Source organism: Rhizobium sp. BK418, from assembly GCF_004341105.1.
Lineage (GTDB): Bacteria > Pseudomonadota > Alphaproteobacteria > Rhizobiales > Rhizobiaceae > Rhizobium.
The window spans coordinates 1-11,006 of sequence record NZ_SLZK01000014.1; the positions used below are offsets into that span (position 1 = coordinate 1).

Sequence of the window (11,006 nt, forward strand, 5' to 3'; positions counted from 1 at the left end):
AACTCCGTTCGGGCTACGCCCTCTCTGCGTTCCACCGCTGCTGCAGAGTCTCATCTTGATTGACGCTTCGTCTCATCTTGATTGTCGCGCTGCACGAATGCGGCCATCTGCTCATGATTGGCTCGACCTCCTCCCAGCGGTAGATCTCGGAGCGAGGATACCGCAGACTCATCCTCCAGCACTTCTTCCGCAACCTCGATCGACTATGAGCGCTGCCATCGTTCCGCCTGTCCAGCGATAGTCTGGCGCCCCGCAGGGAATTGATCGCCTGGTGGCGGAACATCGAGTTCTCTTCCAGGTTTAAATTCTGACACTTGTGTCGAATTCTCAATAACTAAGGAGAACCTCATGACCCTGGCAGGTAAGAAAATTGCTGTCCTGATCGCGCCGCGGGGGACCGAAGATCCCGAGTTCAAGCAGCCGAAGGAGGCTGTGGAGGCCGCGGGCGCAACCGTCACTGTCGTTGGTATCGAGACGGGAGAGGCGAAGACGAACAACGGCGACCTGGACCCAGGCAGAAGCTATAGGGTCGACAAAGCTGTGAAGGATGTTTCCGCGTCGGACTTCGACGGTCTCGTCATTCCGGGCGGCACGGTTGGTGCCGACAAGCTGAGGGCGAACCAGGATATCGTCTCTTTCGTGACCTCATTTTTTGAGCAAGCGAAGCCGGTGGGGGTAATCTGCCACGGCCCTTGGCTGCTGGTCGAAGCGGATGTTCTCAAGGGGCGGACGCTCACCTCTTATTCGTCGATCCGTAGGGATATCGAGAACGCGGGCGGCGTCTGGGTCGACGAGGAAGTCGTGACCGACAAGGGATTGGTCACCAGTCGAAAGCCAGATGATCTCCCGGCCTTCTGCGCGAAGATCGTCGAGGAGTTCGCCGAGGGCAAGCATCCCAAACAAGCTCGTAGGGCCTGACTCTCCGGAAGCATCCAAAATCCTCGCAAATTTCAAGAAGGGGCGGCGGCTATAACACATGGAACGCCGGACCATCCGGGCGACGAACGGCGTGAAATGATTTGCTTGAGGGAAGACGATGAAACTGGAGGCGTCTGTTGTTCGACAGCCGATTTTAGCGCGGCCCCTTCCTCGCCGCGATAGCACCTTGACCAGAGTGGCCGACGACTCCGCACTAAAGACAGAGGGCGCTCTACCCGTCATAGGGAGCGCCCTCTTTCACCCGGACACGCCAAGCAGGCGAATTCATTTCGCGGCAGGCGGTCGTTGGTCGGGTGCGTCCCTTTAGGTGGGTTCACATTCGAACGCTTTCAAGATCGGAAGGATTGTCGCGGTTGTCTCCATCCAGGCAATGGCGTTCTTCGTCCTGATGAACTTTCATGGAGGAACGCCTCAGAGGCCGGGATCGCCTCCTCGTGAGGGATGGCTCTGTCATGGGTGGTGACGGTGCCATCATCATTCGTCTTCATCACCTTCAGGACGGCGGCGTCTCAGGCGTGCGCCACAGAAATTTTTCATACCAAACGGGAGCCCTTCCAAACGGAACCTCTGATACGTATCAGCCAGCATATCCAAGGACCTCGCCTTGGATGGTAGCTATCAGCTGCCGGCTTTCATACGGCTTGGCGAAGAACCGTACCCCCGTAGGAATATCCGATTGGGTTGTTTCACGATCACCGGATATCACCATGACTTTCACCGACGACCAGCGTACCTTCGTGAAGGTAGCGAGCGCAAGTCCGTCCAGTTCTCCGGGCATGCGGATGTCTGTTAACAGCACGTCGATGTTCTGAGATGTCTCAAGGATGGCAACCGCATCTGCATAATTGCTCGCTTCGACAACCATCATACCGGCATCTTCGAGCAAGGACTTCGTTGCCAATCTGACCAACGCCTCGTCGTCGACCACGAGTACGCTGATGGCTTTGTCTTTGATCATATCGCATTCTCTCATTTCGGGAGCGAACGGGCCGATGGGGAAGATGACCCAGTCGCGTGGACTAATGAGCCTGTTGCGGGAAGAGGTGCGACAGGCTTCTTGATCACATGAACGACCGCTGGGAGGAGGATGCCGCGGTTCGATAGAGAATGAACTCTGGGAGGAGGACGAGGTCACTCAAGTCCGAAGAATCGCCGGAGGAATGCAACGCTTCGATACCGACAATTTATGCTTGTCTAGCCCAACGAGTAGGCAAATTCGCGCAATGGAGCCATGCGCTATGCACGTGTCGCAGACCTCATTTTTTGCCCGAAGATTGTTCGCTGGCGAAGCTCCGTGACCGACGGTCCGTCTGTAAAGCTAGTGGGGCCGGGCCGATAGCCTGCTGAAGCATTTTTAGTTATCTTTCAGTCGTTGTTGACTCCGCACTTAAACGTCACCCGTAATTGACGCGGGCAGTGCAACACACCCGATCACACGCTGGCTTTTAACGTTGGCGAGCTTTTAGATCAGAGAAAGCGGCGCGGCGTTTTCGGTCACGGGAGATAATGAATTGAACGAAACTGAACAGCTTTGGGACTGGCGCGAGAAGATCGCAAACCTCTATTACCAGGCGCGTTTCAACGAGAATGTTACCGATGCCTGGAGAACTTGGTGTGACACTCGTTCGAAGATGTTTCGCGACCATCCTCAGTCCCCAATCGAAGCACAAGACCGTAAGACCTATCACGGGCCGACAACGTTTCCTTATGATGCATCGTTGCGCCTGGCGGTAGAGCTCGTTCCAGTAACCGCGGATCACATGACCATCGCTACGGGATCGGATGGCGAGTTGTCGATGCGTTCGTTTGCACGCACCACCGGTTTGGACGCTAGACTTGGTGGCGAACTGACCCTTTACTGGATTGAGGGTTACGGCGGTGGCGTCTTCCTGCCGTTTGCCGATGCGACATCAGGAAGCGAGACGTATGGTGGCGGCCGATACCTTCTTGACACCATCAAGGGAGCAGACCTTGGGGTTGTCCGGCCGGACGGTAAACTAGTGCTCGATTTCAACTTCTCCTATTTTCCTTCGTGCGCTTATTCATCTCGCTACGTCTGCCCATTGGCACCATCGGGCAATCGGCTGGCGGGCGCGGTAAGAGCCGGAGAACGGCATCCTATTTCGGCATGAAAGCGTCTAGTGCAGAAAGGCAGAACGTTCGCACCGGAACTTGGGCACCGGACGCCCGTTTAAGGCTCACATCAAGCAAGGAGCTTTTCCATGGGAGATCGCGAGCAAGCACGGCGAGAGCGCGCCTACAGAATTTGGGAGGCAGAAGGTCGCCCCGAAGGACGACATCTCGATCACTGGCGGCGCGCAGACGAGGACGGCGAAGCAGTAGAGACGGACGCCGCCGAGGTGACCGACGCAAACCAGGAAGCCGACAGCCAGTTCAATGGCCAGGGCGCAGAAGCGCCATCAGCGGTAGATCTCAGGCCGCCTTCCGTGTCGAGCGCTGACTGACAAGTACCCGATGGCCCTGAGGGCCAGCCTTTGGGCGCAGCGGTCCGAACGGCAATGCCGGGTCTCGATTCCTTGTCAGGAACCTTGACCAGTCGTGCATTTCCCAGTTGGATATGAAAATCTCGGACATCCTCCGCTGGCACGGAGTGATGTAGGTGCGGCCTGCCCCTCTGGCGCATTGCCTCCATCCTCTCCGTTCCCCTGCTACCGGGCACGGCCTTCGGGTGGGCTCGGGAACGTTTCCGGCAGTCGCAGCCATTCTTCACATTAGTGCGCCATGTGATGGCTTCCACTATCGAAACGGCGCGCAGTGTTGAGCGTGTCCCCTTGTTATCGCGTTCAAGCGGCTTAACTTCACATCTGTTTCCATAGGGTCGATAGAGTGTCTGCAATCGAATTGAACAATGAAACCGCGTGTGCCGGAATAGCGGACATGATCGAGCGGGGGCTCTGGGACGACTCCGTCGTGGGACCGCCGTCGGAATGGCCTGATTGTCTGAAGTCCGCCGTGGACATCATGCTTCCTTCACATGCACAGATCGTGATGTTCTGGGGCGACCAGTATGCAGCCCTTTATAACGACGCCTACGCTCCCACGATCGGCCTTAGGCATCCGCGTGCGTTCGGAAGACCGGCAAAGGAGAACTGGGGCGAGCTCTGGGATGACCTTAAGCCTTTATTGGATCGCGTCCTTCATGGTGGCGAAACCGTTTCCGCCAGGGATCGTCAATTTTACATCGAGCGTCACGGACATCCCGAAACCGTCTATTTCGACATTTCCTATTCGCCGATCAAAGACGAAACCGGTAGCGTCCGCGGGGTGTTCTGCATCGTCAGCGAGACGACAGAAAGAGTGCGTTCGCAGCAAGCGCTCAAGGAGAGCGAGGAACGTCTGCGGGCGCTATTTTCCCAGTCCGCCGCAGGTATTGGCCAGACCGACCTTCAGGGCCGGATGACCCTCGTCAACCAGCGCTTCTGCGAGATGCTCGGCTACCAGCGGGAGGAGCTTGTGGGCATCCGTTTTCAGGACTTGACGTTTCCGGACGACCGTCAGGAAGCTGAACGGCTTTTCATGCGCCTTGCCGAGACCGGCGAACCCTTCGATATGGAAAAGAGATGCGTGCGGAAAGACGGAAGTCTCGTATGGACGGCTGTCTCGGTCTCTGCCCTCACAGATGACGATGGTTCAATCCGGCAGGTAGGATTCATCGCCATTGACATCTCGGCCAGGAAGAGCGCCCAGGAAGCGGAGCGCCTGCTTGCGTCGATTATCGCTTCCTCCAACGACGCCATCCTCAGTATCGATCTCGGCATGACGATCACCAACTGGAATGCGGCTGCCGAGAGGCTATACGGATACACTCGAGACGAGGCGGTGGGAAAGTCGGTCCTGATGCTCCTCCCGGAAGGACGTCGTGACGAGGAGCCGGAAATTCTTCGGCAAGTCAGCGCCGGAAAGGTCGTGGAACCTTACGAGACGCAGCGTCGAAGAAAAGATGGCGGCCTGGTAGACGTCCAGCTGAGCGTTTCCCCGATCTACGACAGCAATGGAAGAACGATCGGCGCTTCCAAGGTGGCGCACGACATCACGGCCCGAAAGGAGGCCGAACGTCTTCAAACGGTGCTGACCAGCGAGCTCAATCACCGCGTCAAGAATACGTTCTCCACTGTCATTGCTATTGCAAGACAGACCCTGGATCGAGAGGGAACAGATCGGAACCAAGTGAGCGCATTCCAGGATCGCCTCATTTCGATGGCGAAGGCACACGATCTGCTCACGCATCGCGACTGGCAACGCGCTGACTTGGGAGAGTTAGTCAGCCAAGTGCTGGAACCCTACCCTCCTGAGCGGTTCGACATCGAGGGCTGCGCTGTGCTGTTGCCTCAGAAGGCCGTTCTCTCGTTTTCGCTCGCAATCCATGAGCTTGCAACGAACGCCGCAAAATATGGAGCATTGTCTGTCGCTCAAGGGAGGGTCTCGATCTCCTGGAGCTATGAGGAGGCCATCACGAGGCTGCGGTTCAGATGGGTCGAGCGGGATGGCCCGACAGTACAACCGCCGTCCCGGAAAGGCTTTGGTTCGCGTCTGGTCGAGAGGCTTCTGGCAGCCGAGCTGAATGGCCGTTCGACAATCAACTACGATCCTGCCGGTGTCATCTGCGAGATCGAGGCGATCTTGGATCCGGACGCAGCACCGGAGCGACGATAGCTGGTCTTCGGCCATTTCTGTCATGCTCGCGTCTCCCGTCTTTTCTCCGCAAGCGCCCAATTTTCGCCGATCGCCGCATGCTGTGTGGATCCTTGAACGGGAAAATTCTCCAGCCTAACTGTTTTCGGCCCTCTCACCGATGGAGCGCATCGGGGTCGGGCAAGCTGTCGCCGAGGATGGAGCGGGAACTCGAAGACCCACAATGCATTACACCGAGACTAGAAACCACTAGGTCACTATGCAGGAAAACGACCAGAAACGAGCTGAAGCGCGAGATGCCGGGGAGCGCCTTGTTAGCCGCCACGTTCGCGAAGACCCCTTTGCCGCAGCGTTCAAAGCGACGCGTATGCCGATGATTGTCACCGATCCAAATCAGGCCGATAATCCCATCATCTTTTGCAATGCCGCATTCGAAAAGCTGACCGGCTATTCGAGCAGCGAAGCGGTCGGTCGAAACTGCCGCTTCCTTCAAGGCCCGGAGACGAACCTGGAAACGGTGGGTCGCATTCGCGCCGCAATCAGCGCCGGTTCCGATATCGCCATCGACATCTTGAACTACAAGAAGGATGGCGAACCCTTCTGGAATGCCCTGTTCCTATCTCCGGTGCGCGACGATAACGACAAGATTATCTACTTCTTCGCCTCCCAGCTCGACTTCACCAATGTGAAATCACGGGAGGCGGATCTCGCCGCCGCACGTCATCGTGCAGAAGAGGAAGTCGCCGCGCACACCGAGAAACTGGAGGCTGCACTCAAAGCCAGGTCGCTGCTCGTCCACGAGGTCGATCACCGCGTCAAGAACAACCTGCTGACCATGGCGTCGATCGTAAAACTCCAGACCCGGCTGACGAGGGACGAAGGGCAGAAGCGCGTTTTGAGGTCCGTGCTAAACCGCGTGGAGGCCTTAAGCACCGTTCAAAGGAAACTGTTCACGCTGGAGGACGTCTCGCGCTTCGACGTCGCGGATTTCACGAAGGAACTCGTCACCGATCTTGTCGAAGCTGTTGGGCGCAAGGATATCCGACTGACGCTTGATCTGCATCCCCTCTATGTGCCGGCCGTAAAGGCGACACCGCTGTCGCTGATCGTCAACGAGCTTATCGGCGACGCCGTCCGGCGCGGCTTAAGCGACGGTGGCGGCGACATCCATGTCGTCGTCAAACGGTTGAACGGCCATTTCCTAATCAGAGTGGAGGACACGTCCATACCGGTTGAGGTCGATGCGGATACCGCCGAGATCGGTCGCATTCTTCTCGAGACCTCTGCCAAGCAGGTCGACGCGAAAATCGAGAAGCGGATCGAGGGACATCGGACAACGGTCGATGTCACTTTGCTCGTCGATGCACAGGAGAGCGCGCATTGAAGGTTATGATTGTCGAAGATGAGATGTTGCTCGCCATGGAGCTTGAAACCGAGGTTGAAATGGCCGGACACGAGGTGAGTGGGGTGGCGATGAACCGAAGGCAGGTGGACGACCTCCTGCGAGCGCATCGGCCGGATTTCGCTTTTGTCGATATTCATCTTCAGGACGGTCCAACGGGGATCGAGGTCGGGCGCGATCTGGCATCCAAAGGCATTCCGTACGTGTTCGTCAGCGGTAATATCAAAAAGATCCCCGCGGACTTCGCGGGCGCCCTCGGCGCCATCGAAAAGCCCTACACGATGAACGGCATGACGAATGCTCTTGCCTATATCTCAGCGATCCTGATGGGTGAGGAAGATATCTCCCCTCCCGCAAGCCTTGTGCTCGCCGACGACGCTCGGACCATCGTGTTTGCAGGCGCACGGAGTTCGACCTCATTCTGGGAGGCTCAGGATAACCTCAACGAACGGTAGGCGGTGCGGCAAGCAATCTTTTGGCTGAGCGGATATCCCGCTTGCTCCGGCCGTGCAGGAACCATCGAAATCTTCAGTTTTCGTGAACGGCGGCTTCCAAAGTCTCAAATCCAGCCGGAAAACACTTGTGCCGCGATTTCTGGCGGTGCAATCGGCGGATCCGGACCGGGTAACAAGTCTCAACATCTGCGACTCGTAGGGCGGCTTTTAGGCCGCCCCGATCAATCTCTTCTTATTCGAACCTCAGAACTGACGAGCCAATCCACCCGGGAAGCTGGTCCGGACGCGCCGGTGCAAAGATCTCATAATAGACACAACCTTCCGGCCCCGTTCCGATCGCCGCGTGTCGCGAGCCTGCCGGAAAGAAAACCATGTCGCCCGCGCTGGCTTCAAGCTTCTTGCCATCGATGACGAGCTTGCAAAGACCCGAAACCATAATCAAGATCTGCTCATTTTCGTGTGAGTGTGTCTTGCCATCGAAAGCAGCGTCTGCCGCCGTTTCAATACGCACGGCCGAGATCTTATCGGCGCAGATTCCCTTGCGGGAGGAGCCTGCCCGCATGCCGGCAACAGCCGGCAATGTCTTCCAATCAATCAGCATGTCTACCTCATACGCTCGCAATCAGCCCGCCATCAACGCGGATTAGCGAGCCGGTGAGATAGGATGCCCTGCTGCTCGCCATGAAGGCGACGACATCGGCGTATTCCTGCGGATCACCGTAGCGACCAACGGGGATCGAGGCTGTGCTGGCTGCTGAAACGTCTTCTACGGACTTGCCTTCACGCTTGGCTTTCTGCTCGTCGAGGTATGTGATGCGTTGGGTTGCGACACGGCCCGGAAGGACGACGTTGACCGTCACGCCGTCACGGCCCACCTCGCCTGCCAGCGTTTTCGACCAGCCGAGGAGCGACATGCGAAGTGAATTCGAAAGCCCGAGGTTGGGAATGGGTGCGACGACACCCGATGATGTCGACGTGATAATGCGGCCCCACTTCCTCTCCCGCATCTTAGGAAGAACAGCGTCGCTGATGGCGATGACCGAGAGCACCATGCTGTCGAAATACTTGCGCCAGCTGTCAGCGCTTTGACCGGAGACCAGCGTCGGCGGCGGTCCGCCGGTGATATTGACGAGGACATCGACCGAGCCGAGTTGATTTTCGATGGCGGCGAGATTAGGGGCGATCGCGTCAAGGTTGGCAAGGTCCCATTCCACGGCCATACCCGAACCGCCGGCTGTGCTTATATCGGAAACCGTCTTTTCGGCCGCTTCCTTGTTAATGTCAGCGACCGCAATCTGCGCACCCTCTGAAGCGAGCGTTTTGGCGATCGCACCGCCAAGTCCTCCGCCAGCCCCCAATACGAGAGCCGTTTTACCATTCAATCCCAGATCCATGGTCTGTTCCTTTCTGTTGTTGTCGATTTTTGTCCGGCGTCAGATCAGCCGGCCATCCAGCCGCCATCGACCATCAGGTTGACGCCGGTGATGTAGCTCGCCATATCGCTGGCAAGGAAAAGGGCCGCACCCGCGACATCGCGGGGTTCTCCAAGACGCGGCCAGGGCGTACGCCGTCGCGAATAGTCGAGGGCGTCGGGATCATTGGCGACGCCCGGCTTGCCGGTGATGATCTTGCCGGGTGCGATCGCGTTGCAGAGGATCATATCGGCGGCGTGATCGACCGCGATCTGCCGGGTCATCTGTACGATTGCTCCTTTGCTGACGCCGTAGGGAAAATCGCCTGGGCAAGCCACCATGCCGTGCTGCGAGGAGACGTTGATGATCCGGCCCCGCGCCTCGCCCTCAGGCTCCTGTGTCAGGAACTGCGTTACCGCGCGTTTGCAACAGTAGAAGAAGCCCGTAACGTTGACCGACATAACCCGATCCCATTGTTGCAGGGAGGTATCGAGAAGATTGGTCGAAGTGTATATCGCGGCGTTGTTGACCATGATGTCGAGGCGACCGAACTCTTTTACTGTCTGGGAGACAAGCGCATCGACGTCCGCCCAGCTGGCGATATCGGTCTTGACGAACAGACAGCTTCCGCCCGCCGCGACAATAAGGGCACGCGTAGTATCGCCTCCCTCGATCGGAGCCTCGGATAGGTCGGCAATGACGACGGTTGCGCCCTCTTCGGCATAGCGAAGTGCGATCGCGCGTCCGAGACCTGAACTGGCACCGGTCACAATTGCAATTTTATCATCGAGCATAGGCATTGGAATTCCTTCAAGCGAGGCTGCGGACAACTCGGCCGCGGCGCGAGGCAATAAGTGCTCCGTCTGCGACGATGCGTTCACCACGCAGAAACACGTCCGTCAGCCTGCCGGGCGTGCGCTTGCCATGAAAAGGGGTATAGGCTGCGCGAGAGACCTGAGTGATGTCGGTGATATCAGTGGAACGGGTCATATCGATAAGCAGAATGTCAGCGTCACGACCAACCGCGATGGCACCCTTGGCGCGCCCCAGCCCAAAGCGAAGCGCGGGGTTGCGAGAGCAGATGCGGACCAGATCCTGAAGGGTCATAAGCTTTTCCGCCACGAGATCCAGCATAACAGGGAGCAGCGTCTGGAGACCGGGCATGCCGCCCGGAATGTCGGCAAAGACGTCATGGGGAAGGGATTTCTCTAGCGGGCTATGGGGTGCATGGTCCGTCGCCATGATGGCAATCAGTCCTTCAGAGACCGCATTGCGCAAAGCCACTACATCGTCACGGCTGCGGAAGGGAGGCGATCCCTTGAGTCTGGCGCCCGCAGTCTCGTAATCTTCAGAGGTGAAAAACAGGTTCTGCGGTGTCGTTTCGACGGTGACATCCGCCATTCCACGAAAGCGGCGCCACGTCTCTACGCCAAGCTTGGAATTCACCTGGCGTACATGCACACGCGCGCCGGTCTCGGCTGCAGCCAGCACCGCCCGCGCAATCCCCCCAGCTTCAGCAAGCGGCGGTCTGCTTTCCAGAAATGCCCTGATGTCGCCAGCCCGGTTGCGTCCGGCGCTGCCCTCGAGGATCGATTGCTCGCCGGGAGAAACTCCTATCACCGGGCCGGCGCCCACAACACGGCGCAGCATCTCGGTTACAGCATCCATCGTGTCGAAACGGTAGTCGACGGGCACGTCGGCCGTGAACAGCTCGAGAGAAACCGGCGACAAGGCCAGCAGGTCGTCCAGGTTATCGATTTTCCTCGAAAGCACTGCCTGAAAACCGACATCGACATGAAGACGGCCTGCGGCACTCGCCATCTTTTCCGACAATTGCTGAGCGGTTGCCGTCCAGGGATCGTCAGTCGGCATATCGAGGACCGTCGTCACCCCGCCAAGGGCGGCGGCATGGGTACCGCTTTCGAAATCTTCCTTCTGCGTCAATCCCGGTTCGCGCAAATGCACATGCGCATCGACCAGACCAGGCAACAGCTGTTTGCCGCGAGCATCGATGAAGCTTCGTGCCGTAGCGGTGTCGCCCGGCGCAAGAAGGGCAGCAATTTCTCCACCGCGAATGCCGACGTCAGCAGGGCTTTCACGATCCGCATTGACGACGGTTCCGCCGGTGATCAGCGTGTCGAACAT

At 58.0% G+C, this 11,006-nt stretch carries 11 protein-coding genes; 6 read left to right on the top strand and 5 right to left on the bottom strand.

Features of this window, described 5'->3' with window-relative positions; genetic code table 11:
* Nucleotides 1-348: 348 nt before the first annotated feature.
* On the top strand, nucleotides 349-918 hold the full coding sequence (locus tag EV281_RS30205) for a type 1 glutamine amidotransferase domain-containing protein (RefSeq protein ID WP_132658524.1): 570 nt from the start codon (nucleotides 349-351) through the stop codon (nucleotides 916-918).
* 598 nt (nucleotides 919-1,516) lie between these two features.
* On the opposite strand, the gene EV281_RS30210 is transcribed toward EV281_RS30205, so the two are convergent.
* Complete coding sequence (locus EV281_RS30210; protein ID WP_132658525.1) at nucleotides 1,517-1,897, bottom strand: response regulator; 381 nt, start codon at nucleotides 1,895-1,897, stop codon at nucleotides 1,517-1,519.
* Nucleotides 1,898-2,450: 553 nt separating this feature from the next.
* Here EV281_RS30210 and EV281_RS30215 point away from each other — a divergent pair.
* The 5 genes from EV281_RS30215 (at nucleotide 2,451) to EV281_RS30235 (ending at nucleotide 7,449) form a co-directional block, all read left to right on the top strand.
* Nucleotides 2,451-3,071 (top strand): DUF1684 domain-containing protein, encoded by a 621-nt coding sequence (locus EV281_RS30215; RefSeq protein ID WP_132658526.1) that lies wholly within the window; start codon nucleotides 2,451-2,453, stop codon nucleotides 3,069-3,071.
* Nucleotides 3,072-3,161: 90 nt separating this feature from the next.
* The gene (locus EV281_RS30220) at nucleotides 3,162-3,404 is read left to right on the top strand and encodes a DUF2934 domain-containing protein (RefSeq protein WP_132658527.1); all 243 of its coding nucleotides are present in this window, start codon (nucleotides 3,162-3,164) and stop codon (nucleotides 3,402-3,404) included.
* Between the two features lie 433 nt (nucleotides 3,405-3,837).
* Entirely contained in the window at nucleotides 3,838-5,613 is a 1,776-nt protein-coding gene (locus EV281_RS30225) for a PAS domain S-box protein (RefSeq protein ID WP_132658528.1), read from the top strand.
* Between the two features lie 238 nt (nucleotides 5,614-5,851).
* Nucleotides 5,852-6,976, top strand: a complete 1,125-nt coding sequence (locus EV281_RS30230; protein ID WP_132658529.1) for a PAS domain-containing protein — start codon at nucleotides 5,852-5,854, stop codon at nucleotides 6,974-6,976.
* Nucleotides 6,973-7,449, top strand: a complete 477-nt coding sequence (locus tag EV281_RS30235) for a response regulator (RefSeq protein ID WP_132658530.1) — start codon at nucleotides 6,973-6,975, stop codon at nucleotides 7,447-7,449. Before EV281_RS30230 ends, EV281_RS30235 begins: the two co-directional genes overlap by 4 nt.
* A gap of 232 nt (nucleotides 7,450-7,681) precedes the next feature.
* Here EV281_RS30235 and EV281_RS30240 read toward each other — a convergent pair whose 3' ends face one another.
* From EV281_RS30240 to EV281_RS30255, 4 genes are read right to left on the bottom strand one after another with little or no spacing between them, the layout of a single operon-like run.
* Entirely contained in the window at nucleotides 7,682-8,050 is a 369-nt protein-coding gene (locus tag EV281_RS30240) for a cupin domain-containing protein (protein WP_132658531.1), read from the bottom strand.
* Between the two features lie 7 nt (nucleotides 8,051-8,057).
* On the bottom strand, nucleotides 8,058-8,843 hold the full coding sequence (locus tag EV281_RS30245) for an SDR family oxidoreductase (protein WP_132658532.1): 786 nt from the start codon (nucleotides 8,841-8,843) through the stop codon (nucleotides 8,058-8,060).
* 44 nt (nucleotides 8,844-8,887) lie between these two features.
* Nucleotides 8,888-9,661 (bottom strand): SDR family oxidoreductase, encoded by a 774-nt coding sequence (locus EV281_RS30250; RefSeq protein ID WP_132658533.1) that lies wholly within the window; start codon nucleotides 9,659-9,661, stop codon nucleotides 8,888-8,890.
* A gap of 10 nt (nucleotides 9,662-9,671) precedes the next feature.
* Complete coding sequence (locus EV281_RS30255) at nucleotides 9,672-11,006, bottom strand: dihydroorotase family protein (protein WP_132658534.1); 1,335 nt, start codon at nucleotides 11,004-11,006, stop codon at nucleotides 9,672-9,674.